The following is a 24,381-nucleotide window of genomic DNA, read 5'->3' as shown; positions in this document are numbered from 1 at the left end:
ATCGTCTGTCCCGTCGGAGATCTGGCCCGTCCGAGAATGGGGAAATTCGTCGCGGTGCAAATCGCGTTCGCGAAGAGGGTGGGAAACCGACCAAACTTAGCCGGTTCCCCCGAAATCCAAGCTGGCGCACCCTCATCAGGTGAAACTACTCTACACACGCCTGCTCCTCCCCAGCCGGCGCGCTCAAATGGCCGGCCTGGCGTATTCTCAAAATTTACTTTGCTTCCCCTCCGCCACTTTCTACGCTAACGCGTTTGCGGCTTCAGCAGACCCTTATCCCATTGTTGATTTCTTACCATTTTTGGCCAGCTAGAAAATATATCTTTCGGCGTACTACTGTTAACGCCAACGGAGTATACTATGGCCGTTTTGTAATTCTCAGCTCGAGCTTTCCGCTTGTCATTAGCACTGCGTCCGGAAAATTATCTCTGTGTACATTTTCGCTGTCTGCAAGCGCAATCCGTCTCCGCACAGATCCCAACTGCCAAAAAAATGACAGCGTAAATCCGGTATGCGACGTTGGCGCGGGTTGGAACGAACGTCTAATATCTGGTCGTAAAGCCCAAGTTGCGCTAAGCAGTTCGGCTGACCCCCGGCCGCGGCGGCGACATCAACGCCCGCTACGGCGTTGATCCCGGTTTCATCTACACCGACGTCTCCGTCCAGCACGGCCCTAAGCGTCAAGGTGATTTCGGCGGCGACGCACGAGGCACCCTATGTCCTTGACGGCCTGCTTCACCACGGGAGCAACCTCTCAATCATGGAGCATTACACCGACACTGGCGGCGCCACCGATCACGTGTTTGCGTTCTGCGCCATGCTATTGGAGAACCCGGCATTGCGCCGCCGATGCCACGCCGGGCTCAACAAAGGCGAGCAGCGCCATGCCTTGGCGCAGGCCATCTGCACGTTCCGACAGGAGCGCGTCATCGACCGCAGTGATGATGCCCAGCAATACCGGGCGTCGGGCTTGAACCTCGTCACCGCGGCGATCGTCTATTGGAACTCGATCTAGATGGCCGACGCCGTGGCGCACCTGCGGGCACAAGGCGAAATCGTCCCCGACGAGCTCTTGACCCATACCTCACCGGTCGGATGGGAGCACATCGCCTTCTCCGGCGATTTCCTCTGGGATCGTGCCGCGAAGACAACCGACCGGAAACCGCTCAACCTGGCTGGAAAACAGCGAGCGGCGTGACAGCGTTCAGGCTTCGTTCTACCTTGGCGTTGTTTAGCGGGAAACCAGCGCTATGCCCTCTACCAGGCTCGTCGGTACGATGTTCGATGGACGCCGCGAAGCGCGACCGCGAGCGCCAGACCGGCGATTGCGGCGGCTGCGATGGCAGCAACCGGCACCCGGTGCTGCGACCGCCAACCGCCCTCGACACCACCCGGCTGCGCGGGAGGACGGAACAGGTTGCCGTTGCTCTTGTCCGCTCGCGGCGCCCTTCTCAGATACATCGAGGTCAGCCGGGCAAGCAGCCGCGACGTTGTGTTGGGCGCAAGAAAATGCGCCAGGCGCGTCAAGTCGGCGATTGCGCCGACGGTAACGGAGTGACGCGGGCGCTGAGCGAGGCGCAGGACGGCCCGCGCGACGCGGCGTGGATCGTAAACCAGAGGCGGCACGGTCAACCGGCGGCCCGTATAGTTTGCACCATGCGCGACGCCGGGCGTGTCAAGGAACGTGGGGTAGACGTCACAGACATGGATATCGCGCTGATCAGCAAGTTCGGCGCGCAGCGCCTCGGAAAAGCCCCTTAAACCGAACTTGCTGGCACTGTAGGCGGCCGCATACGGGGTCGAGGCGAAGCCGCCAAGCGAAATCATGTTGATGAAGGTGCCATGGCCCTGCCTCAGAAAAATGGGGATTGCCGCATGCGCATCGTTGAAATGCCCGATGAGGTTCGTGCGCACGACGCGCTCATGCGCTTCGATCGGCGTCTCTTCAAATCGCCCAACCGCGCCGACGCCGACGTTGCTGAACCAGACGTCAATCCTGCCGAAGCTCATGGCCTTTCTCGCCAGTTCCTTGACGGCATCGGCATCGGTGACATCGGTCGGCACGACCAGAACGACCGCACCAAGCGCGCGGCACGTCTTGGCCACGCTTTGCAGCGCCGCTGCGTCGCGCGCCGCAAGCACCAGGTTCGACCCGCGGCTGGCGAACGCTTCGGCCGTTGCCTGTCCGACACCGGAAGAGGCACCTGTGATGACGACCACGGCGTCTTTCAGAGATTTTCGCATCGCAGCTCTCCCGCTTCGGCCAGTGCCGGAGGAACATTCTGCGCCTGAATATGTTCCCCTGCGCCAACGCGGGTCTTTGCGCATCTGAAATGACACGCGGCGGCGGCGCAGCCCGCTTTTAGTGCTCGCCCGAGGATCCGATCGAGCAGCGCGCGCGTTACTTGCGATGCGGACTTCACGCTCGAAGAAAGAAGAAGCGGATGCAATTGCAACTCGATGCGAGGCAGCAGAAGTATGGAACCCGGCGGTCCGCGGGGGAGCCGCCCTTTGCGGATCAGCAGGGGATCTCGGCAGCGGATCTGGTCTTTGTCAGCGATTGCGAGCCGGGCATCACAAGGCGACGGTGCGGCAAGGGTTTCGTCTACAGAATGCCGGATGGTTCAATCTTGTCCGACCCCGAGACCAAGGCACGCATTGCGTCCCTCGGCTTGCCGCCAGCCTACGAGAATGTCTGGATCTGTCTTGAGGAGAACGGCTACCTGCAAGCGACCGGCTACGATGCGCGCGGCCGCAAGCAATATCGCTACCACCAAGCTTGGCAAGCGCTGAGAAGTGCCGACAAGTTCGCGCAATTAATCCCTTTCGGGAAAGCATTGCCCCGGATAAGGCGGACGATACGACGCCATATGGACGGCCGGCCCGAAAGTATCCAAACCGTGCTTGCAGCTATGGTGGCGCTTCTCGACGAAATGCATTTGCGACCGGGAAACCGCACATATGTGGAAGAAAACGGGACCTACGGTGCAACGACGCTCTTGAAGCGGCATCTCAAGCTTGGAAGTGAGTTCATCGAATTGAGCTTCACCGCCAAGGGCGGAAAACGTGTGAGGCGGCGGCTACGCCGGCCCAAGCTGCAGCGGCTGCTGGAGGAGATTGCGGACCTGCCGGGCCGTCAGTTGTTCGTCTGGAAGGACGAGAGTGACGCCTTGCGTGCCGTCGATTCCGGTCGCCTCAACCGGTACCTCGCGGAGATCGCCGGCTTCTCGGTATCAGCGAAGACATTCCGTACCTGGGCGGGCAGTGTGGCGGCCTTCGCGGCGGCACGGGCGGCAATCGAGCAGGACCGGCGGCCGACGGTCAAAGAGATGAGCGAGGCGGCGGCAGCGGTCCTCTGCAATACGCCCGCGATCTGCCGCAAGAGCTACATCCATCCGGACATCATCGCCCTGGGCAGCGGCGCCTCCGCTTCCTCGGCCGGGCGTTTGCACGCGCGCAGCCGGGGGAAGTCGGAACTGCGTTTGGAGGAGGCTCGGATGCTGAGGTTCCTGTCCCGCACCAGCCGTGACCGGGAGCAGGCGCGACCAGCGCCAATGAATGGCGCCCGTCGTCTACTGCCGTCGACAGGCCCGGTCTGAGCAGGTGCCGGAAAAGTATCATATGGTGCGATGGGTTCCGGCCCGGTCGCCGTTGGCCCCGCCTCGCTGCGGGCAAACCAAGGTTTTGCTGTCGACCCAGAAATAGAGTTGACTTTCAACTACGGTTTTCCATCAGAGGCAGCTTACTCGTCCCCCGATCCTGTCTGCCCTTTTCGGTCATGGACGTGATCGTCGGGACCGTGTCTCCCTGTATGATCGAGACGTCGCATCCGTAGCCTTCGGTCAGGATGTTGTCGAGACTGGCAAGCACGTCGGCCGATTGCCAGTTCATGCTGGCAATCGTGACCTCGCCGCAATCGGCGGCCCAGGCGCTATTGGCAATGGTCAACATGGCCGCTGCAAGGCATGTCGACGCGAACATTTCTTTCATAGCACTTCCTCCCAAGCGATGCTGGAATTCCTCAGCCGCCGACGACATCGCACACGTCAAACGGACTGCCTCCGGCGCCCTCCTCAGAGCTCCGTCTCCGCCGTCGTCGGTCAGCTTGGCAGATATTGCGAGCTCCATGTCTCGCTGATCGTTCCGGAGGCGATCAGCCTGTCGATCTCGACGTCGGTATAGTTCAGGGACTTCAGAACGGAGCGCGTGGAGGCACCGTATTTTTCCGCCGGCGCGACCGCCGTGACCTTGCCGACGGCCGGACGAATGGCAAAGGGATCGAGTTGGGTCACGGTGTGCCCGCTGGGATGATCCGGGAAGATCGAGAAGGAATAGCTGCCGCGGTCGGTCCCCGGCCTGCCGTCCGCGATTCGTACGCTTCGGCTTCTGATCGTTTCGATGTTCTCGCAGAGCGAGACACCGATATCGGCCTGTAGCAGTCTCTGCTGCCAGGTTTCAGCGGGCGCGGTCATGAACGCCTGCGCGAGATAGATTTCGCGATCGGATGCGGGCATCGAGGGAAGCCCTCTCAATCCCTCGACCTTTTCGAACCGCGGGAGATCCGCTTCCGATGCGCAAAGCAGAAGATAATCGCCGGATGCCGTTTGGTAGAGACGCGACATCGCGTCATAGCCCCTGGTCTCGCGCCCGGCCGGTTCGTCGAACGGCCGGCGGCCTTGATAATCGTAGCAGAACGGAATCTGGGCGAGCCCGGTCAGTGCCGACAGCGAGGTGCGGGGCCGACCGACGATGCCCGTCCTCGATTTCTGGTAAAGGGCGGCCGCCACACCAAGGGCTGCGCCGAAGCCGCACATGACATCGATGGTGCCGACATGCGCATGTTCTTCCGGCGTCTGCATCGATCCGCCGAAGCGCAACATGATGCCCGTCGCCGACTGAACCAGATCGTCATAACCGAGATAGTCGGTGCGCGGCCCGGTGCGGACGCCACCGAAGCAATCGAGCTGGCAGAAGATCGCCTGCGGATTGAGCGCCTTCAAGTGCTCGGCATCGAGCCCCATCGCCTTGACCTGGCGGTCGGTGGCATTCCAGACCACGATGTCCACGGACCGCACCAGTTCCTCGAAAATCACCCGACCGTCGGGTGAACCGATGTTCAGCAGCGCCGACTGCTTGCCCCGCATATGCGACATGCCGAAGATCACAGTATTCCAGCAATCGTAAAGCGGCTTGGCGGGGTCGATCTTGATCACCTCGGCGCCGAAACGGGCGAGATAGGCGACCGAGTGCGGACCGGCGATCACGTTGCAGAGATCGAGCACCTTGACACCATCAAGCCAACCGCCAGGGACATTGGTCGTCGGAGCAAACAATGTTGGACCTTTGCTCTCTGACAGTTTTGCCAATGCGTCCGGAAATCTTCCCCATGTGCGCGGCTGCGGCGTCAGCATGGCTTCGCCGCTTTCCTGTAACCAGGCCATCGGTCCCGGCTGGATCATGCGGCCGAGAATCGGATCCTCCACCTCGATCATCAGGCCCGCGGCTTTCGCGTGATCGTCGGCGATCCATTCCTTCAGCCAGCGCTGCGGCGCGCCCGGAAACTGCCCCTCCCCGAAAATGCGTTCCCACTCCGCCGCCGTCTTGGTCAAGAAGACTTCTTTCATGCGGCCCGCGATCTTGTCGGCCCAATATTTCGGAAGGGGATAGACGCCGAGCGAGACGTCCGATGACCACTCCGAGACCGGCAGGTAGGTGTCTTCCTCCTCGCGAAGCCCTTCTGCCACGAGTTCGTCATAAAGGCCGAGTGTTTGCAGGCAACGCTTTGCATGGTTCTTGTGGCTAGGGCAGACGACGTAGAACATCCGCCCGTCGCTGCACATGTAGCTGCGATAGAAGGGGTCGAGGAATTCCTGGAGTTCGTCATAGGACATATCCATCGGCAGGCCTTCGCGCCGCCGTCGTTCGATCTCCCGTTCGCGCTGGGTCTTATAGCGCAGCGGATACTCATCGATCTGGATCGAATTGTAGGACAGGCCCTCCATGACCGCGCTTGCCAGCGGCACCTCGATATGGTCGCCATGCCCGGTGCGTTCCCGGGCTTGGAGCGCCAGGACCGAGGCCGAGGCCGCCAGCATCGTCCCATAGGCGGACGCGAGCGGCAGCGGCGAGAAGGACGGGTTGATGCCCATCAGCACCCGGTTCAGGCCCATGTCGGTGAACACGCCGGAGGAGGCCGCGATCACCGTCTCGAAGGCACGCCAGTCGCGGCGCAACTGATCGTTGGAAGCAAAACCGGGGATCGACAGGGTGATCAGCTCCGGCCGGGCCTTGCGCAGTGCCGCAAAATCGATACCGAGCCGAGCGAGCACGCCGGGGCGGAAATTCTCGACGATTATGTCCGCCTGCGCCACCAGCGCCTTCGCCTGTTCCAGCCCTTCTTCGGTCTTGAGATCGATGGAAACGATCAGCTTGTTGCGGTTGAGGATCGCATTGGCGGGATTGTCCCAGAGGGGGCCCGCCGGCGGATCGACATGCACGACGGTCGCGCCGAGATCGCCGAGGATCATTGCCACCGCCGGCCCGGCGATGTACTGGCCGAAATCGAGGACCCTGACGCCGGAAAGAGGAAGGGCGGAGCGTGAGATCGATGTCATGTGGGGTTCCTCCGGACTATATTGTTCTTATCCGCGCCGCCGCGCGTCATTCACGATCCATCCTGCAGCCTTTTCGGCGATCATCAGCGTCGGCGAATTGGTGTTGCCGCTGGTGATCTTCGGCATGATGCCGGCATCGACGACGCGCAGACCCGCTATACCCCTGACCCGCAAGCGGCTGTCCACGACGGCCGTCGGATCGTCGTCGCGCCCCATCCTCGTCGTCCCGACCGGATGGAAGATGGTGTTGGCGATGTCGCCGGCGAGCCGGGCAAGCTCCTCGTCGCTCTGGAATTGCCGGCCGGGTTTCCATTCCTCCGGCCGGTACTTCGCCAGCGCCGGCTGCGATACGATCTTGCGCACCTGCCGGAGGCTTTGAGCGGCAATCTTCCGGTCCTCCTCCGTGCTCAGATAGTTCGGCGCGATCGCCGGCGCATCGGCGGCCCTGTTGGATCGAATCCGCACGCTACCGACACTCGTCGGGTTTAGGTTGCAGACACTCGCGGTGAAGGCGGGGATGTTGTGCAGCGGCTCGCCGAAGGTGTCGAGGCTCAGAGGCTGGACATGATATTCCAGATTGGCGTGGGCCTGGCTGTCGTCCGAGCGGGTGAAGGCGCCGAGCTGTGACGGCGACATGCTCATCGGGCCGCTGCGTTTCAGCACATATTCGAGCCCGATCATCGCCTTGCCAAGGAGGTTATTGGCGAGCGTGTTCAGTGTCTTCGCGTTGCCGACCTTGAAAACCGCCCGGATCTGCAAATGGTCCTGAAGGTTTTCCCCGACTCCGGGCAGATCGTGTATCACAGCGATTCCGTGGCGCTTCAGCAGGCCGGCCGGCCCGATGCCCGACAATTGCAGGATGTGCGGCGAACCGATCGCGCCGGCGCAGAGAATGACCTCCCTGTCAGCGCGGACCTCCACTCTCCGGCCCTGCCGCTGAAGCACGACGCCGGTGCAGCGCTTGGGGTCCGGGGCCTCAGTTTCGAGCACCAGCCTTTCGACATGGGACTGCGTCCAGACAGAGAGATTGGGCCGGTTCTTCGCCGGGCGCAGAAAGGCCTTGGAGGTGTTCCAGCGCCAGCCGGACCTCTGGTTGACCTCGAAATAGCCGACCCCCTCATTGTCGCCGCTGTTAAAATCGTCGGAACGCGGAATGCCGGCTTCGACGGCAGCCTCGGCAAAGGATTCGAGAATATCCCATTTCAGCCGCTGCTTTTCGATTCGCCACTCGCCGCCGTGCCCGTGCATGTCGGAAAAGCGGCTGTTGCCTCCGGTCTCGGGGTCGTTGCCATTGTCGAGCCGATAGTGATCCTCATGCGCCTTGAAATCGGGCAGGCAGTTCTGCCAGGTCCAGGTATCGTCCCCGGTTGCCGCCGCCCAGCCGTCATAGTCGCGGGCCTGCCCTCGCATGTAGATCATCCCGTTGATCGAGGAGCAGCCACCGAGCGTCTTGCCGCGTGGATAGCGCAGCGACCGCCCGTTCAGGCCAGCATCCGGTTCGGTCTTGAACAACCAGTCGGTTCGCGGGTTGCCAATGCAGTAGAGATAGCCGACCGGGATGTGGATCCAGGGATAGTCGTCCTTCCCTCCGGCTTCGAGCAGCAACACGCGCATCGAGGGATCGCGGCTGAGACGGTTGGCCAGCAGGCAGCCGGCGGAGCCGCCCCCGACGACGATGTAGTCGAAGCGATCGTCGGATTGACGAGTGTCCCGGCGCGTCATCGGCTTACGCGCCCGTCGCGAAGAGACAGTTCGCACTTATAAAGCCTAACTGTTGGGCACGGCATTCAATCGTCCTCCTCGCATTTTCCAAGCAATAGCCGACGATCAGCGGGGAAATCCAATGACAAATGACGCAAAGCATTATAAGTGAAATTAATATGATGCACTCGGTCGACCTTAGAACATTGAAAGCCTTCGTGACCGTCGCGCGCGAGGGCAATGTCACGCGCGCCGCAGAACAACTGCACCTCACGCAGCCGGCCGTCACCCTGCAACTGAAGCGCCTTGCGGCCGATACCGGCATCACCCTGTTCCGGCGAACGTCAACAGGTCTGGAACTGACCCATGAAGGCGCCCTGCTGGCTGCCAAGGCCGAGCAGGTGCTCGCAGCGCTGGTGGATTTCGGACAGACGGCCGGGCATCTCGCCACCCGCGTCCGGGGAAAACTAAGGATTGGCACGATCATCGACCCGGAGTTCACGCGGTTGGGCGCGTTCCTGAAGGCGCTGATCGAAAGCGGGCCTGGCATCGAAACGACGCTGCGCCACGGCATGAGCGGTGACGTGCCCGAAGGGCTCCGGCGAAACGAACTCGATGCCGGCTTCTTCCTTGGAGACCCGAACGACTTCGAACCCGTATCTGAACTTTGCGGCGAAGACGCAGCCAAGCTGTTCCACGGCAGGGATCTGGCGCGATTGACTTACCGCGTCGTCGCACCACCCTCCCTCGCCAGCTTCGTGCGTGGTGCGGATTGGACACAGCTTGCCGCCCTGCCATGGATTGGCACTCCGCCTGCTTCGGTACACAATCGCCTTCTGACGCGCCTGTTCATGGATCTCGGCTTACGGCAGAATTTCGTCGCCCAAGTGGATCAGGAAGCATCGATGGTCGCCATGGTTCGGACGGGCGTGGGTTTAAGCCTTTGCCGCGAATCGATAGCCCTTCACGAACAGCAAGCGCATGGGCTTATCGTCGCCGATGCGGTAACGATCGGGACGACCTTAAGTTTCCTTTGTCTAGAGGCTCGCAGGGATTATCCCACCATCGCCGCTGCGTTCGATGCGATTCGTCGCGTTTGGGGATAACAAGGTCGATTTAAGGGGTCGAGCCAAAAAGTCATGGCTCTTGTCCAGCTCGAAAGATCGACGTGATATTGGCCACGGAGTTGTCTCGCTGGGACCGCTCGACCGTCGATCTTCTCCACACGCCGCGCAAATTGGAAGGATGGAAGGTCTCAGTGATCGCCATGAACGGCATGGCATTCGATCTGTCCTCGCCGCACGGCCGGATGCTCGCGACATATCCGGCATTACGGAATTCGAACGTGATCTGATCAGCGAGCGCGTCAGGTCCGGCTTCGCCGCCGCGAAGGCACGCGATAAAATGATCGCTGTAGCAGATAGTCGTGGGTTTACCCACGACTATCTGCTTATATCAGGCCCTTAGGCTTGCGGCAGGTTCTGATCGCAAAGCGGTGGGACGCTTTTGCTGAACCTGCTTAGGTCTCGCTTTCCGCGCTGCTCCATTCGGACGAACTCTCTGCCCGAACACGGATATTGTTCTGGACATTGGTCACGCCGGAGACGTCTTCGGCGCAGTCCTCCGCTCTCCGTTTGGCCCATTTCGAATTGACGAAACCGCCGAGTTGCACCTCCCCATTGGAGACGGACACCTCGATATCCGAAGCGTCGAGCGCTCCATCGTCGCTCAAGCGATCGCTGACGTCTTCCTGGATGCGGCTGTCGGACCGCGTATATCCCTTGGGTCCCTTGCCACGGTATTCGTCCATCCTGCGCCTACGTTCGGCATCCTCATCGCCGAACCAGGAAGCGACCTCATCGCTGGCGCGCTCCATGAACCCGCGTTCGCCATAATCCCGATCCCGATCATAGTCGCGATAGGGATAGCGGCGGGCGTAACCGTAGTCCGGGTAATAGTCGCCGCTGGGGTAATAGCCACCACGTGCGCCGAAGCCGGGCCCGTAATAGTCGCGGAATGCGCGTTCGCGATCTCTGGCCTCGTAGTCCTGGCCCCATCCACGGTATCGAGCGGCGCGACCCGGCTCGGCATCCGGATAGTACTCCGCATTCTCCCAATCTGCCCCGCGTGCGCCGGTCTCTTCGAAACGGCGGGCTCGGCGTCGGTCCTCGTCGTTCGGTGTGCCATACCAGTCCCTGCGGTGACGCCGTTCGGGATCGTTGCGCCTCCATTCGTGCCTGCTAGCCATTCCGTTCTCCTTTCAAGATTGGACCCCAGCCAAACCGCCGGACCGCCGCTCGGTTCCGAGACCGTGCAGATATTCCTGTCCACGATTATCCCGAGGGTTTGCCGCCGCTCCTGATCGCAAGACCGCTGCGTTGACGATCCGGCAAGCGACCCTCACTCGTCTTTCTGCTTGAGGGCGTCGCTCAGCTTGCCGCGATGGGGATCCTTCAAATTTTCGCCGACCGCGTCCCTGTCCTGTTCCGGGTCGTCTTTGGCGGGCATGTAACCTCTGGGTCGGGTTTCCTTCGGACCCTCCCATCTCGGCCACTGTTCCGTAGTACCCGGCGCTCCCGGTTTCGGCTTCTTCTTCATGGCTCTTCTCCTTGAGTCACTCCTGCTCTTTCATATTCGGCAGAGGAAAACGCTCATCCGCATCTTCCAAGTCGGTTTCGACGAGATATTCATCCCTTTTGATGCGTGTCGCCTCCCGCGCGGCCCGCTGTTTCATCAGGTCATCGGGCTCGAGCGGCCGCGTGTCGGATTCATTGTGCAGCTCACTGTCCGTCTCGATGTGATTGCTCATCGGGATCGTGGTGTCTTTGCTTTCGCGCCTCGACGCTTTCTTTCGCGTGACCATCCTGGTGAATGAACGTCAGGGACACGGGCAGGTTCCATGTCCATCCCGCCTTCGGCCGGGCGAAAGGCCCTCCAGAGTGAGGCAGCGGACGCCGCACGAACCGGTGCCTGCGCGTGATGGGGAACAATGCGGTCCATGCGCGGTTCCTGATCGGCAACACCGGAACGTCCAACCGAGGCTGGAGGCCGTCCGACATGGTCGATTTTTCACGCGCCAGGGACCGGATGATCGCGTCGCAGCTCTCCCGCCGCGGAATCAATGATCCAGATGTGCTCGACGCAATGCGAAACGTCCCGCGGGAGGCTTTTGTAGATCCAGGCTTCGAGGAGTTCGCCTATGAGGACTCAGCCCTCGCGATCGGTCACGGCCAGACTATTTCGCAGCCCTATATCGTCGCACTGATGATCGAACGCGCTGGGCTTGAACCGGGCGACATCGTTCTCGAAATAGGAACGGGTTCCGGCTATGCGGCGGCAGTTCTCAGCCGGATTGCAGGGCATGTCTATACCATCGAGCGGCACCCCGGACTGGCGAAGGCGGCACGGAATCGGTTTGCCGATCTCGGCTACGACAATATCGATGTGCGCATCGGTGACGGCACGGCTGGCTGGCCGGAGGCCGGGCCCTTCGACGCCATCCTTGTGGCGGCCGGTGGCCCGAATGTGCCGCATGCGCTGAAAGAGCAGCTCGATCTTGGCGGCCGGTTAATCATTCCGGTTGGCTCCGCCGAGGAACAGCGCCTGATGCGGATCACGCGCGTGAACGCCACCACGTTCGAGGAACAGGATCTCGGTGGCGTGCGCTTTGTGCCGCTCGTCTCGGAGCAGGGCCGGGCCGCCGATCAACAGGGCGCGAAAGGGCGGCCGCCCGCCATGCCCCTCTCCGAACTGATTGCCGCCGCCGCCGAACCCCTGCCCGATTTCGACGACCCGGCCTTCGGCCGTCTGTTCGACCGCTTCGCGGCCCGCCGTCTCGTGCTTCTGGGCGAAGCCAGCCACGGCACCTCCGAATTCTACCGGGCACGCGCGGCGATCACCCGCCGGCTGATCGAGGCGCATGGCTTCACGATTGTCGCCGTCGAAGCGGACTGGCCCGATGCGGCAGCCGTCGACCGCTACGTGCGGCAGCGGCAGGCTGCGGGACCGCGGACCGCGTTCGAACGCTTCCCGACCTGGATGTGGCGAAATCGCGAAGTCGTCGAATTCGTCGAGTGGTTGCGCGCTTACAATCAACAGAAAGCCGAGGCGGACCGCGCCGGTTTCCATGGGCTGGATATATACAACATGCGCGGTTCGATCGCGGCGGTTCTCGACTATCTCGACAGGACCGACCCGGAGGCGGCAGCGGTTGCTCGTGAGCGCTACGGGTGCCTGACGCCCTGGCAGAACGAGCCCTCGACCTACGGCCGAGCGGCGCTGTCGAAAGGCTTCCGTAATTGCGAGCAGGCCGTCGTCAGCCAGTGCCGGGAACTGTTGGAGCAGCAATTGCGCGCCGGACTTGCGGCCGGAGACGAACTCATGGACGCGGCGCAGAACGCCCGCCTGGTCGCCTCGGCCGAGCGATATTATCGTATCATGTATTATGCTGGGCCAGAATCCTGGAACATGCGCGACACCCACATGTTCGAGACACTGGAACATCTGCTGACGGCGCGTGGCCCCAGCGCCAAGGCAGTCGTCTGGGCTCACAATTCGCACATCGGCGATGCATGCTACACCGACATGGGAATGGCGCGGGACGAGGTGAACATCGGTCAGCTGTGCCGCGAGCGATTTCCCGGCGAGACGGCGCTGATCGGCTTCGGCACCCATGGCGGCAAGGTCGCAGCCGCGACCGATTGGGGAGGCGACATGGAAGTGAAGCCGATCCGCGCTTCGCTTGAGGGCAGCTATGAGCGGCTGTGCCACGATTCGCAGGTCCGACACTTTCTTCTCGAGTTTTCGCGCGACCCCGCGCTTCGCCAGCGTCTTCTGGAGCCGAAGCTCGAGCGTTTTATAGGCGTGATCTACCGTCCGGAAACGGAGCGCCTGAGCCACTATGCCTATGCGTCGCTTCCCCGGCAGTTCGATGCCTTCGTCTGGTTCGACGAGACGACACCGGTCACACCGCTTGGTGCGGACCACGTCGGCGAGGGGATACCGGAGACATTCCCCTTCGGCCTATAAGAACGAACGCGTTAGAGTTGCGTCGATACGATGTTGTCGACCCTGACTGTGCCGCCGACCACACCGCGCTTCAATCCAACTGGCGCCGGCCCCTCCTCTATGACGCTGTAGAGCTTGTCGCTGCGAAAGGCGCTGGCCATTTCCGTCGTGACTCCCTCCGCCGGTTTGGCGTCGATCTCGAGAAAGTCGAGTTCCGCCTCCGCGGCGACGATACGCGCGTCGCCACTTGATCTAGCGGCGACGATCACTTCGCCTTGGTACGTCGCATTTTGCCAGTTCGGGTCGTCGAGTGCGGCGAGCGGCGACAGCCGATATATCCTCAGCTCTTCCTGCATGTTTTCCTATCCCGTGTGTTCCTGGGCAACTCAATCGCCAGAGGTTGGAATTGTTCCGTGCGGCATGCGCGGCGGCACGACCATGATTGAAGCCGGAACAAATGGCGGATCTCGGCTTTCCCTTGTCGAAGGGAGAAATCCGATGCCAAGACACAGCCCCGAACAGTACGAGCGAGCAAAGCCCGGTCCTGCCAAAGAGGATGTACTCTCTCCCGAATGGGAAGAGAAAGGGCCCGAAAGCGCCCGGAACACGGAGGAGGCGGAGCCCCTGGACCAGGGGCGGGTTCCTCCGGTTCGCAGTCGCGATGAAGCCAACATCGACACGGATGATGCTCTCCCGAGCGACGATGAGGAGGAGGCGATCGCCGACAATCCCGAGCGTGAAGAGGTGCGCTTTGGCGACGTGAAGACGCCGCGGAGCGAATGAAACTGGAGGGAAGGCTATGGTGATGGATTACCTGTGGCTGCTGGCGACCGCGGGCGGAGCTTTTGCGCTCGGTGCCGCGGTGGTTTATGCGATCATGAGACAGAAGCCGCTCCCGCCTGCCGACAAGGAAGCGCAGAACCAAAAAGTCGAGGAGCTGTACGACCGCTCGCCGGAGGGAAAGTTGCGCTGAATTTAGCGGGTGATCGATGGATCACGATCTCCTTATGATCTTCGGCGTGGCGGCTGCAGCCGCCCTTGCGTCACCGCTCGGCGGTTTGGCCGCGATTGTCACCCGCCCGTCGAGCCTCGTCCTTTCGATCGCGGTCGGCTTTGCCGCCGGCGTCCTGATGGGTACCTTCGCATTCGAAATGATGCCGAAGTCGTTGGAGCTGGCATCCGTTCCGCTCACCGTGGCTGGCTTCCTGATTGGCCTTGGGGCTGTCTACGGCCTCGACCTATACGTAAACCGTTGGCATATGGCGGGAAATGCGGCAGACGAGAAACCGGCCGTCGATCGCCTGCACCAGCGCAGGAGGCCACGTGGAAGCGGTGTTTCCGTCCTTGCCGGAGGCACCAGCGCGGAGGAGGTGATCGAAGGCATCACCATTGGCATTGGAGCCGCCTTCGAACCGAAAACCGCCGTCATCGTGGCGCTCGCCATTTGCATCGACAACTTCAGCGAGGGAATGAGTATCGGCGAGTTGAGCCTGTCCGAAATGCAGAAGAACGCAAAGTGGCGCATCATCGGCTGGACCTCGCTTATCGGCCTCGCTGTATTCGTCGCCGCGCTTGCAGGCTGGTACTTCCTGAGCGGCCTTTCAGAGACGGTGATCGGCATCCTCTTTGCGGCGGGGACGGGAGGAATGTTCTATCTGACGATTACCGATCTGGTGCCGGAAGCGGAGGCGCACCACTTCCAGCAATCTGCCGCGATCGCCAACGCTGCAGGCTTTCTGCTGATGATGACGCTTTCACGGATGACCTAAGCAGGTTCAGACCGCAAGACCGTGGGTTAACTCTTGCGGAATCTGCATACACCGGAACAAAGGGTGCAAAAGCCGGTTGTTGCTTGAGGAGACAGGAGCGAGCATGACCAGACAGCCTCGAACGAATCCGGCGCAGGTGCGCGGCGACGTCCAGCATGGACGCACCGGGGACAAGACGCGCGGCTTCGATCCATCAGCAGCGCCGCTTGAGACCGATGACGAAGCGGGCGGAGTGCCCGTCACCCGGCGAGCTGCGCAAGACGCGCGCAACGACCAGCTTTCCGGAACCCCGGTGGACACGTCAACCGAGTATGCCGATGCGATGCGGCCGCTCTCCGAAGGGGAAAAGGCGAAATCGACCCGGCAGTGGTTTATCATAGCCTTGCTGCTTGCCGGCCTCGCGCTTCTGATCGGCGCATTGGTGTATGCCGGGAGCGCGGGACTGCCGTGACCGGCCGTACATAGCCTCAGCGCATACGGGATCGAAAGGAGCCCCCAATGTCCGATCAACGCCCCGATCCCAGGGACCGTCTTTCCGAACTGAGCGCATCGGAGCAGGCACTCTATCTGCGTCGATCTTCATTGCGTTTTCTCGAATGCGCGATCCATCTCTGCGCGACTCATATGACGCTCGAAGAAGTGGCAGACCTGCTTGAACAGGAGGCGGAGCAGCTTCGCCGCTTCGGCTGATCGCACCCGCCTACGGGTGCGCCGCGCCGCCGATCACCCGCAATGTCGGCTCATCCAGGTAGGGACGCTCGCCGAGCCGCACCAGATAAACCTCCCGTTCGGGATTGGCCTCGATAACGAAGCCGGAACTGCGCAGCATGGCTTCGACGCAGGCCCGGTTCGGAATGAACCAGTTGGTCGGATCGTCCGCGAAGCGATGTTCCACGAAGAACAGCTTCGGATAGTCCGGACGATCGAAAATCCCCCACTCCTTGAAATCGTAGTCGGGATCGAGCTGCGCCACCGATCTCGTGCCGCGCTGCATGCATTGGAACAGCATGCTTTCCCCGACGACATGCTCGTAAAGAAGATCGAGCGCGAGCAGCGGATGGCGAAGATGGTAGAGAACGCCCATGAACAGGACGAGGTCGAATCTTTCGCGCAGTGAGGCGACGTCGTAGACCGACATGAGCCTGAACTCGATCTCCACTCCCGCCTGTTCGGCGGCGAATTTCGCCTGCCGCAGATAATGCGGATCTGAATCGATACCAAGCACGCGCCCCGCATTGCGCCGCTTCATTTCCTGTGCATAGAAGCCGGCGTTGCAGCCGATGTCGAGCACACTCCTGCCGGCGAGGTCTTCCGGGACCACATGCTTGAAGCTATTCCATTTCACGGCGGGATAATCGCCGAGAAAGTGGTTCGGCGACGTCTCGATGCCCTGGATACGCATATTGTGGAACCAGGGTCCGAGCGCCGCGATGTCTTCCTTGAGCGCCATGCGTTCCGTCTCCTCCGACATCGTCAGACTGGCTGCGATGAAACAGACGTTTGCGGCTGCTGGCCGCGGCGATTGCGGCGTGGGGCGGGCCGACGCTGTGGAAGTGCCGCCTGGAACCAGCGGATCGTATGGGAAAGGCCGTCGGTAAGCGGTACCCTCGGCTCCCAGCCGAGCAGTGCCTTCGCGCGGGAGATGTCGGGACGGCGGCGCGAGGGGTCATCCTGGGGCAGCGGCGCATAGACGATGCTCGAGGCTGTTTTGATCTTCGACAGGACCAGCTCGGCGAGCTCGTTGACGGTGAACTCGCCGGGATTGCCGAGATTGACCGCTCCACCCGGATTTGGACCGCAGTTCATGAGCCTGATGAGCCCCTCGACGAGATCCGTGACATAGCAGAAGGAGCGTGTTTGCTCGCCGCTTCCATAGACCGTCAGCGGCTCGTTGCTCAGCGCCTGAACGACGAAGTTCGAGACGATGCGTCCATCGTTCGGGCGCATATGCGGCCCGTAGGTATTGAAGATGCGTGCCACCCTCGCATCCACGTTCCCGGCTCTCAGGCTGTCGAAGCACAGGGCCTCGGCTGCTCGTTTGCCTTCGTCATAACAAGCTCTTGGCCCGGTGCAGTTGACGTGGCCCCAGTAATCCTCCTGTTGCGGGTGTTCCTCCGGATCACCGTAGATCTCGCTGGTGGAGGCCTGCAGGAAGGTCGCCCCATGGCGCGCCGCCGCCCGCAACAGGTTGCCCGTTCCCGTTACGCTGGTCAGCATCGTGTGGATCGGATCGGCCTGATAGTCTTTTGGTGAGGCCGGGCATGCAAGGTTATAGATCTGATCGATGGGGCCATCGATCTGGATTTCGTCGCAGACATCCTGCTCGACCATCGTGAAATAGGGATTGCTCTGCAAAGCATTGACGTTGACGGGAGAGCCAGTGAGATAGCTGTCGAGGCAGATCACCCGATTGCCGCGGTCGACAAGCACCGAGCAAAGGTGCGAACCGACGAAACCCGCGCCGCCGGCAACCAGGACGACCTTTCCGTCGTTCAATCTGTTTCGCTTTACCATTGGGCCGTTCTCCTTTCGGTGTTAGGCCTGAAGCCGCCGCATGGAATGGGTCGCCGGAAGCTCTCCCCTGGGCGGGACGTTTTCGACTACCTCGACGAAGGCTCGCGCGCGCACCTCAGCGCTGTGCGCGCTGGCCACACGTCGATAGGCGGCGTCCGCAATCGCCTCACGTCGCCGATCGTCCAGTTCCACCAGTGCCGTGACGACGTCGCCGCCGGTGCGCGCAATGACAAGGGCTTCGCCGGGCGGGAAGAAGCTCTCAATGCCCTGCCACCAGTCGCTGATCAGGGGCGTGCGGCAAGCGGCCGCCTCGAAGAGCCGTACGCTCGGCGACCAGCCGGCTGCGATCATGTCACTGCGCGTGACGTTTAGCGTGAAGCGCTGGCGGCTGTAGAAATCGGCGTGCTCGGATGGAGGCAGATGCTCTATGCGCTCCACATTCTCCGGCCACCGGATGTCCGCGGGATAGCTTGGCCCTGCGACGACGAAACGCTTCTCCGGCAATTGCCGCGCCGGTTCGATCAGCAGCCGTTCGAGAGCGGGCTGCCGATCCGGGCTATAGGTCCCAAGATAGCCGAGATCCCATGTCGTTCGCGCACCGCTATTGCGGTACGCTTGGAGATCGACGGCACAATAGAGCGGCAGGGGACGGTTCGCCCCGAACTCCTGACGAAGCCGGGCAATCGTCCCGCCTCCCGAGAAGGAAAAATAGAGGTCGAAGACTGGTATTTGGCGACGTGCCAGATATTCCTCGTCGCCGTGCGACAGCTTCGAAAGCGTCACCGGCGTGTCGATGTCGTAAAAGCAAAGCCGCTTCGGCAGGAGACGGGAGACGGCGTCGATCACCTCGACGCCCTGTGGCACGTAGGAGCCGATGACGACGGCATCCGCCGCAGCGAGCCTGTTCGAGTGGCAGGCAAGCAGTTCATCGACGCTGGTGTAGAAGATCAGGTCGCAGAAATCCGGGTCGGCCAAATCGCGGCGCGCGGCGTACCATGGAACGTCGCGCTCCAGGAAGGTCACTCGGTGCCCCGCGGCGTGGACACCGCGAAGCAGTGCCCGGAACGTCGTTGCGTGGCCGTTGCCCCAGGAGGAGGAAAGCGAGAGGCCGAGAACGACGATGTCGAGGGCGCATCTCATTCCGCGGCCTCCGGACGCTTGAACCACCGGCGGAATGTTTGGTCCACCTCCGAAGCGCGATGCGCATAGGTGTGCTCGCCGAGGACGCGGCTGAGAGCCCTTTGCCCGATTTGCTTCGCCTGGCCCGCAGTCAGGCTGCACATCAGTTCGGCAACGTCCCGGCCATCTCTGGCGACCAGCACCTCTTCTTGAGGTTTCAGGAAAAGGTCGATGCCCTCCCAGGCATCCGTGATCAGACACGCTCCGGCGCCTGCCGCCTCGAACACGCGGGTCGCCGGCGAGAACCCATTCGCCGCCATACTGGAGCGCGAGATGTTGAGGACCGCTTTGGGGGTTGCATTGAAGGCATTGTGATCGGCGGTCGGAACATGACCGATATAGACCACACTCTCCGGCAGCGGCTTGTCGTGCCAGCCTGCTCCGCCAAGCAGGAAGCGGCGCTCCGGAAGCCTCGACGCGGGCTCGAGGAAAAAGGTTTCGACGCGTGATTCCCGATCCGGCAACCGGTTGCCAAGGAAAGCGAGATCAGCGTTAAAGCGGGGCTCCGGGGCCACAGGGTGGTGGGTCTCAGGGTCGAGCGCATTGTAGACGGGAATACATTCCCGTGCCCCAATGGCCCGGTACGATCGGACAACGGGATCGCCTCCCCCATAGGTCAAGACGAGATCCAGCGAAGGGAGTGCGCTCCGGAGCGGATGGTCCTCAGCGGCCTTGAGCACCGCCAGAGTCGCGGGTGCGTCGACGTCCCAGAAGATTTTCAGCGCCGTCGGCCTGGCCGCCCTCAACACCTCTTCGAGCAGCAGATCGTCCTCGAACCCCACCCCGCTTGCCTTGACGACGATGTCGGCGCCGGCCGCTTCAGCCGCGGCCCGCTTCATGGCGGCAACCGATCCCTCGTAGACGACGACGCGGCACCACGTCGGCGGGTCGATGTCCCGGTGTTTCTGCCGATCGTAGACATCCGGCTCGTAGAATGTGATCTCGTAGCCAAGCGATGCAAGCGCCCGCAACAGCCCTCGATAGTAGGTGGCAGCACCGTTCCAATAGGCTGAAACGAGGCTGGAGCCGTAGAATGCAATTCTCATAGCGTCGCCTCCTCCCGCGCAGTGTGAGCCGCGGCCTTGCCCGGCCTGTAGGGCGCTACGATCCGAAGGAGTTCGTCGACTCGGTGGGCGCAGGTATGGCGGGCGTGGATGGTCGCAAGACCAGAGGCCGCCATTTCGCGCGCGAAATCCGGCTCATGGAGTACCTGGCGCAACAGTCGCTTCATCTCCTCGCTGCCTCGAGCAAAGACGAAATCCTTGCCGGAACGGAACAGGCCCTCCACGTCGTCCCAAGGCGCCGAAACCAGCGGAATGCCGCAGGCGAGCGCTTCGAACACGCGAATGGTCGGAATGCCCGGCAGCGCCCCGACATAGGGGCGTCGTGGAATGTGCACCGTCGCGCGGTGTTCGGCGAAGGCACGGGGAACTGCCGCATTCGCAATCCAACCGCCAAAGGCAATGCCTGCCTCGCGCAGTTTCCCCAGGGCTGCCTCGGGGTATCTGACGCCACGGACCGTTGCCTTGAGCTGCAATTCCCGCGCGGGCTCCACAAAGAGCGAGACAATCTCGGCGCTGCGCTCTTCGTCGCCCCAATTGCCGATCCAGACGAGATCGCCGCGCTTATCGACGCCGGGCAGCGGCTGGAACAGGGCCGTGTCGGCGGCCTCGTGCCACGTGTAGACGTGCCTCCCCCAGCCAGAACGGAGATATCGCTCCCGCAGTGCCTCGCCGAATGCCAGCACGAGGTCGTAGTTCGACAGGTCAAGCCGGGCGATGTCTGCTTTGGCCGTGACGGCACGATGATGCGTATCGTGGAAGACCAGCGTGAACCGTCCGCCCTCACGACGGATCCGGCCGAGTTGTTTAACGATCTTCGGATCAGTCCATTCGTGGACCACGACGACGTCGGCGGTACTCACCGCCGCCTCGTGATCGAAGTCATCTTCGTAAATTGCGGTCCTCAACTCGGGAAAGTTCTTGAGGAACGCCATGATCGGGCCGACCCCCTGATCGTCGATCAGGTTCCGTCTGCTCCAGGAATCGCCGGGTTCGAGAGCGGTCGCTTCGTGACGGCGCCGGAGAAGTTCGCGCATCACGCCGCGCAAGAAATGGGCGTTGCCATGGTTCCAATCGGAAATCAGGGAATGGGTGTAGAACAGAAATCGCATGGTCACTCCGCTGCCGTCAGTCGGCCAGAGGCACGCATCGCCCGCCGATAAACATCGAGCATTGCGTCGCGCTGAGCCTCGAGCGTGAATTGGCTCGAGCGCCGCCGCGCGCCGTGCCCCAGTTCAGCCCTGAGATCGGCATCCCGCGCCAGCCGATCGAGTGAATCCGCAAGTGCTTCCGGATCGCGGGGATCGGCGAAAAGCGCGGAGCCATCCCAGAGCTCGCGATAGGTGTCGATATCTGAAAGGACGAGGGCTGCACCGCATCTCGCCGCCTCGAGGGCGGCCAGGCCGAAGGGTTCGTAAAGAGACGGCGAGACGACGATCGCGGCCCTCGACATCAGCGCCATCGTCCGGTCATGGCTGAGTTCGCCAAGATGTTCCGCATGCTCGATCGCCAGCCATTCGCCGCCCGGGCCTTCGCACGCGCCGGCCATGACGACAGGCCAACGGATCCGGCTGGCAGCGCGGTCGAGCAGGACGCCGTTCTTGCCTTCATCCCACCATCTGCCGGCGGCGAAGACGAAGCATTCCTTGACCGGTCGCAGGCAAGGCGCGCTGCTCGCATTATGCACAACGGAGAGATTGTCGATCTGACCGTAACAGCGGGTCAGTGCCGCCGCGTGGCTGCGGCTTGGCGCCAGCACCATGTCGGCGCGGTCGAAACCTCGCCGGTTTCGGGTCTTTTGCCAGAGCCAGTACTCTGGCAGTCCGCAGGCCCGCACCGCTTCAAACCAGGTCGTTACACACGAATGCGAGACCACCACGATCGGTATTTGCAACTGGAGGTCGACGGCCTGCGACGGCAGGTTGAGATGCAGGAGTTCGACCGCGTGCTTGAGCGTTAATTCGGTCAGACGGTCCGAAATCGGATCGAGGTTTGCTTCATCGTCCGCCATCCAGTCCGGCGGTACGGGCAACCATTCGAGCACGCCCATGCGGTTCGCCTCGCGCCGTTGGTTTGCCGAGGGAGCGGGGCCGAAGCCGACGAAGACGGTCTCGACGCCGGTCTCGCGTAGGGCGCCGGCAAGGTCCATCGCATAACGCCAGATGCCGCCTACCGCATCGACGCTCATCAGGAGCCGACGCGGCACTTTCGTGCGGGCGCTGGCCTGAGCCGCGGCTGGACCCGGAGATGCGGCGCGATCGCTCATGCAGTGGCCCTCCTCGGCCTATGCTTCACCGGACCGGCTGCGGACCATTCTTCAATGAGCCAGGCATGCAGGTCGCGCAGGCCCGTGCGCCAGTCCATGCGGGCCTTCCAACCGACCGCCTTCTCAAGAGCCCGTGTGTCGGCCACGAAGTACAGTTGATCGCCTGTACGCCAGTCGCTGCCGACCGTCGTCACCGGACGGTTCGTCAACAGCTCGATCTCGCGAATGACTTCATTGAGGCTGACGGCATTGGAGGGTCCGCCACCGAGGTTGAAAGCGCAGCCGCCGAGCCGATCGATGAACTTCAGCACCGCCCGGTAGGCGGCGACAGCATCGCCGACATGCAGGATGTCGCGAACCTGCTTGCCGTCGCCGTAGATCGATATCGGTTCGCCCGCCAGCGCCTGAATGAGGAAATGCGCCACCCACCCCTGGTCTTCGGTACCGAATTGCCGGGGGCCGTAGACGCAGCTCATCCGCAGCACCGCCGTCGCGAGGCCATAGGATCTGGCGTAGTCAAGCACATATTGATCCGCGACCCCTTTCGAGCAGCCATAGGGTGTTCGGAAGTCGAGCGGCTGTGCCTCGTTCACTCCGAGGCTTGCTGTGGAACCGTCGGCGGGCACATAACGGTTGCCCGCCTCACGCAGCCGCATGTCATCGAGCGTTCCGTAAACCTTGTTCGTGCTGGCGAAGATGACGGGCGGCCGACCGGAGCGACGCGCAGCCTCGAGTATGTTGATCGTGCCCCTGGCATTCGTCTCGAAATCGTCGATCGGCCGCTGCAGACTGGTCGTGACCGCGGTCTGCGCCGCGAGATGAAACACCGCCTTGGCGTCCTTGAAAGCGTCCTCCATCGCTGCAAGGTCGCGGATATCCGCAATCGCGGCATGCACGCGACGCCCATGCTTTCTAACCAGCCAGTCGAGGTTACGCTCGACGCCGGCGCGGCTCAGATTGTCGAGTATGACGACGTCCTCGCCGTCCTGCAGGAAGCTATCTGCCAAATTGCAGCCGATAAAGCCGCTGCCGCCTACGACAAGGATCGCCTTCGCTTTGCGCGCCAAAGCGGGCGCTGCGGGACCCGGCCTTCCGTTGTCCGGAGATCTATCGCTCATATCACCAGCCCTCGCGTCTCCAGGTGCCGCTTCATCTCGGCACCACGGTCGACGGCGCCGACGCTACGAACCCAGTCGACGAAGTCGGCAAGCGAATTCTCCAGCTTTCGGCGAGGCTCGAAGCCGATGAGGTCATGCGCCTTGGCGATGTCGGCGAAGCAGTGGCGGATGTCGCCGGAACGGCCCTTGTTCATGATCTCGGGTTCGAGTTCGGGCACGCCCATGGCGTCTGCGAGCATCCGCGCAACATCGGCGATCGCGTAGGCCTGTCCGCTGCCGATGTTGATGATGTGGCCCGTCGCCTGCGGCTGCTCCAGCGCCAGACGAAAGCCACGCGCCACGTCGCGGACGTGAACGAAATCCCGCCTTTGCCGCCCGTCTTCGAAGACCATCGGCGCCTGTCCGTTGGCTAGACGCGAAGCGAAATTGGCGAGCACACCCGTGTAGGGATTGGAGAGTGCCTGGCCGGCACCGAAAACGTTGAAGAGCCGCAGGGCCACGGCTTCCCTTTCATAAGCTTCGCCGAAGATCAGCACCTGTCGTTCCTGGGCATATTTCGTCAGCGCGTAGATCGACGCGAGATCGACCGGCTTCTGCTCGTCTGTCGGCGTGGGGCTTAAAGGCTCTCCTCTCGGCCCGACCGGGTCCCAGGCGCCGCCCTTGACCCGGGCCTGCGACCGACGGACATGTTGCAGTCGTTCGCCTGCCGCCGTCTGGTACAGCCCCTCTCCATAGACGCTCATGGACGATGCGACGACAATTCGTCGGACGGGCATTTCGATCATCGCCTCGAGCAGGACCGCCGTGCCGAGATCGTTGACGCCGACATACCGGGCGATCTCGTACATCGATTGGCCAACGCCAACTTCAGCGGCAAGATGAATGACGAATTCGACGCCCCTCAGTGCGCTCCTGACTGCAGCCGCATCGCGAATGTCGGCACGTCGCATATCGACCCCGGCGGGCAGGGCAACATGCGCATCCGCATGGACCTGCTCGTTGAGTGCGTCCAGGACACGCACGTCATACTGTCCTGAAAGAAGCTCCTCGACCACATGGCGGCCGATGAATCCGCAACCGCCAGTAACTAGCACTTTTGCCATATCGCACCTGATTAGGACTCATCAGAGATGGTGGAACAAAGCTTCCAAC

At 62.2% G+C, this 24,381-nt stretch carries 24 protein-coding genes and 2 pseudogenes; 10 read left to right on the top strand and 16 right to left on the bottom strand.

What is annotated here, in order from left to right; all coding sequences use genetic code 11:
• Nucleotides 1–603: 603 nt before the first annotated feature.
• A pseudogene (locus AC4P1R_RS18615) lies at nt 604–1,198 on the top strand (Tn3 family transposase); the annotation flags it as partial.
• Between the two features lie 59 nt (nt 1,199–1,257).
• On the opposite strand, the gene AC4P1R_RS18610 reads toward AC4P1R_RS18615, so the two are convergent.
• A complete protein-coding gene (locus AC4P1R_RS18610) occupies nt 1,258–2,244 on the bottom strand; it encodes an SDR family oxidoreductase (protein ID WP_492178465.1) in 987 nt (328 codons plus the stop codon).
• Nucleotides 2,245–2,444: 200 nt separating this feature from the next.
• On the opposite strand from AC4P1R_RS18610, the gene AC4P1R_RS18605 reads away from it, so the two are divergent.
• A complete protein-coding gene (locus AC4P1R_RS18605) occupies nt 2,445–3,599 on the top strand; it encodes a DNA topoisomerase IB (RefSeq protein WP_492178463.1) in 1,155 nt (384 codons plus the stop codon).
• Nucleotides 3,600–3,756: 157 nt separating this feature from the next.
• Here AC4P1R_RS18605 and AC4P1R_RS18600 read toward each other — a convergent pair.
• From AC4P1R_RS18600 to AC4P1R_RS18590, 3 genes and pseudogenes are all read right to left on the bottom strand, one after another.
• Nucleotides 3,757–3,990, bottom strand: a pseudogene (locus tag AC4P1R_RS18600) (glycine betaine ABC transporter substrate-binding protein); the annotation flags it as partial.
• 110 nt (nt 3,991–4,100) lie between these two features.
• Nucleotides 4,101–6,614, bottom strand: coding sequence for a CoA transferase (locus AC4P1R_RS18595; protein WP_492178461.1), 2,514 nt, complete (start codon nt 6,612–6,614; stop codon nt 4,101–4,103).
• A 27-nt stretch (nt 6,615–6,641) separates the two neighbouring features.
• The gene (locus tag AC4P1R_RS18590) at nt 6,642–8,336 is read right to left on the bottom strand and encodes a GMC family oxidoreductase (protein ID WP_492178460.1); all 1,695 of its coding nucleotides are present in this window, start codon (nt 8,334–8,336) and stop codon (nt 6,642–6,644) included.
• Nucleotides 8,337–8,464: 128 nt separating this feature from the next.
• Between AC4P1R_RS18590 and AC4P1R_RS18585 the strand changes: the two genes are divergently transcribed.
• Together AC4P1R_RS18585 and AC4P1R_RS18580 are read left to right on the top strand one after the other, a co-directional pair.
• Nucleotides 8,465–9,421, top strand: a complete 957-nt coding sequence (locus tag AC4P1R_RS18585) for a LysR family transcriptional regulator (RefSeq protein WP_492178458.1) — start codon at nt 8,465–8,467, stop codon at nt 9,419–9,421.
• Between the two features lie 62 nt (nt 9,422–9,483).
• Nucleotides 9,484–9,669, top strand: a complete 186-nt coding sequence (locus AC4P1R_RS18580) for a recombinase family protein (RefSeq protein WP_492178456.1) — start codon at nt 9,484–9,486, stop codon at nt 9,667–9,669.
• A 165-nt stretch (nt 9,670–9,834) separates the two neighbouring features.
• Here AC4P1R_RS18580 and AC4P1R_RS18575 read toward each other — a convergent pair whose 3' ends face one another.
• The 3 genes from AC4P1R_RS18575 to AC4P1R_RS18565 form a co-directional block, all read right to left on the bottom strand.
• Nucleotides 9,835–10,563: a BON domain-containing protein gene (locus tag AC4P1R_RS18575; RefSeq protein ID WP_069457547.1), complete on the bottom strand. Its 729-nt coding sequence runs from the start codon at nt 10,561–10,563 to the stop codon at nt 9,835–9,837.
• Between the two features lie 152 nt (nt 10,564–10,715).
• On the bottom strand, nt 10,716–10,913 hold the full coding sequence (locus tag AC4P1R_RS18570) for a hypothetical protein (RefSeq protein WP_151613564.1): 198 nt from the start codon (nt 10,911–10,913) through the stop codon (nt 10,716–10,718).
• Nucleotides 10,914–10,929: 16 nt separating this feature from the next.
• Nucleotides 10,930–11,124 (bottom strand): hypothetical protein, encoded by a 195-nt coding sequence (locus tag AC4P1R_RS18565; protein WP_492178792.1) that lies wholly within the window; start codon nt 11,122–11,124, stop codon nt 10,930–10,932.
• Between the two features lie 248 nt (nt 11,125–11,372).
• Between AC4P1R_RS18565 and AC4P1R_RS18560 the strand changes: the two genes are divergently transcribed.
• Nucleotides 11,373–13,343, top strand: coding sequence for a protein-L-isoaspartate(D-aspartate) O-methyltransferase (locus tag AC4P1R_RS18560; protein ID WP_492178453.1), 1,971 nt, complete (start codon nt 11,373–11,375; stop codon nt 13,341–13,343).
• An 11-nt stretch (nt 13,344–13,354) separates the two neighbouring features.
• Here the strand turns inward: AC4P1R_RS18560 and AC4P1R_RS18555 are convergent, their stop codons facing one another.
• Entirely contained in the window at nt 13,355–13,678 is a 324-nt protein-coding gene (locus tag AC4P1R_RS18555) for a hypothetical protein (protein ID WP_069457545.1), read from the bottom strand.
• Nucleotides 13,679–13,820: 142 nt separating this feature from the next.
• Between AC4P1R_RS18555 and AC4P1R_RS18550 the strand changes: the two genes are divergently transcribed.
• The 5 genes from AC4P1R_RS18550 to AC4P1R_RS18530 all read left to right on the top strand — a co-directional run bounded on the left by AC4P1R_RS18550 (nt 13,821) and on the right by AC4P1R_RS18530 (nt 15,781).
• Nucleotides 13,821–14,105 carry a hypothetical protein gene (locus AC4P1R_RS18550; RefSeq protein ID WP_492178452.1) on the top strand — a complete coding sequence of 95 codons (285 nt, stop codon included), beginning with the start codon at nt 13,821–13,823 and terminating at the stop codon, nt 14,103–14,105.
• A 16-nt stretch (nt 14,106–14,121) separates the two neighbouring features.
• Nucleotides 14,122–14,295: a hypothetical protein gene (locus AC4P1R_RS18545; protein WP_192803817.1), complete on the top strand. Its 174-nt coding sequence runs from the start codon at nt 14,122–14,124 to the stop codon at nt 14,293–14,295.
• Between the two features lie 16 nt (nt 14,296–14,311).
• Nucleotides 14,312–15,091 carry a ZIP family metal transporter gene (locus AC4P1R_RS18540; RefSeq protein WP_492178450.1) on the top strand — a complete coding sequence of 260 codons (780 nt, stop codon included), beginning with the start codon at nt 14,312–14,314 and terminating at the stop codon, nt 15,089–15,091.
• 103 nt (nt 15,092–15,194) lie between these two features.
• Nucleotides 15,195–15,542, top strand: coding sequence for a hypothetical protein (locus AC4P1R_RS18535; RefSeq protein ID WP_492178449.1), 348 nt, complete (start codon nt 15,195–15,197; stop codon nt 15,540–15,542).
• A gap of 47 nt (nt 15,543–15,589) precedes the next feature.
• Nucleotides 15,590–15,781: a hypothetical protein gene (locus AC4P1R_RS18530; protein WP_069457542.1), complete on the top strand. Its 192-nt coding sequence runs from the start codon at nt 15,590–15,592 to the stop codon at nt 15,779–15,781.
• Between the two features lie 10 nt (nt 15,782–15,791).
• Here the strand turns inward: AC4P1R_RS18530 and AC4P1R_RS18525 are convergent, their stop codons facing one another.
• The 8 genes from AC4P1R_RS18525 to AC4P1R_RS18490 are packed head-to-tail and all read right to left on the bottom strand — an operon-like array spanning nt 15,792 to nt 24,332.
• A complete protein-coding gene (locus AC4P1R_RS18525; protein WP_151613560.1) occupies nt 15,792–16,562 on the bottom strand; it encodes a TIGR04290 family methyltransferase in 771 nt (256 codons plus the stop codon).
• A gap of 2 nt (nt 16,563–16,564) precedes the next feature.
• Nucleotides 16,565–17,605 (bottom strand): UDP-glucuronic acid decarboxylase family protein, encoded by a 1,041-nt coding sequence (locus AC4P1R_RS18520; protein WP_069457540.1) that lies wholly within the window; start codon nt 17,603–17,605, stop codon nt 16,565–16,567.
• Nucleotides 17,606–17,626: 21 nt separating this feature from the next.
• A complete protein-coding gene (locus tag AC4P1R_RS18515) occupies nt 17,627–18,745 on the bottom strand; it encodes a glycosyltransferase family protein (protein WP_273363407.1) in 1,119 nt (372 codons plus the stop codon).
• Nucleotides 18,742–19,830 (bottom strand): CgeB family protein, encoded by a 1,089-nt coding sequence (locus AC4P1R_RS18510; RefSeq protein WP_069457538.1) that lies wholly within the window; start codon nt 19,828–19,830, stop codon nt 18,742–18,744. Before AC4P1R_RS18510 ends, AC4P1R_RS18515 begins: the two co-directional genes overlap by 4 nt.
• Nucleotides 19,827–20,957, bottom strand: coding sequence for a glycosyltransferase family protein (locus AC4P1R_RS18505; protein WP_273363402.1), 1,131 nt, complete (start codon nt 20,955–20,957; stop codon nt 19,827–19,829). Before AC4P1R_RS18505 ends, AC4P1R_RS18510 begins: the two co-directional genes overlap by 4 nt.
• Before the next feature lie 2 nt (nt 20,958–20,959).
• Nucleotides 20,960–22,111 carry a glycosyltransferase family 4 protein gene (locus tag AC4P1R_RS18500; protein WP_492178446.1) on the bottom strand — a complete coding sequence of 384 codons (1,152 nt, stop codon included), beginning with the start codon at nt 22,109–22,111 and terminating at the stop codon, nt 20,960–20,962.
• Nucleotides 22,108–23,229 (bottom strand): NAD-dependent epimerase/dehydratase family protein, encoded by a 1,122-nt coding sequence (locus AC4P1R_RS18495; protein ID WP_492178445.1) that lies wholly within the window; start codon nt 23,227–23,229, stop codon nt 22,108–22,110. Before AC4P1R_RS18495 ends, AC4P1R_RS18500 begins: the two co-directional genes overlap by 4 nt.
• On the bottom strand, nt 23,226–24,332 hold the full coding sequence (locus tag AC4P1R_RS18490) for an NAD-dependent epimerase/dehydratase family protein (RefSeq protein WP_492178444.1): 1,107 nt from the start codon (nt 24,330–24,332) through the stop codon (nt 23,226–23,228). Before AC4P1R_RS18490 ends, AC4P1R_RS18495 begins: the two co-directional genes overlap by 4 nt.
• Between the last annotated feature and the right edge of the window lie 49 nt (nt 24,333–24,381).

This window comes from Sinorhizobium sp. Y406 (assembly GCF_058732025.1).
Note: the sequence above shows the minus strand (reverse complement) of the source record. Positions and strands in the feature narration are given on the sequence as shown.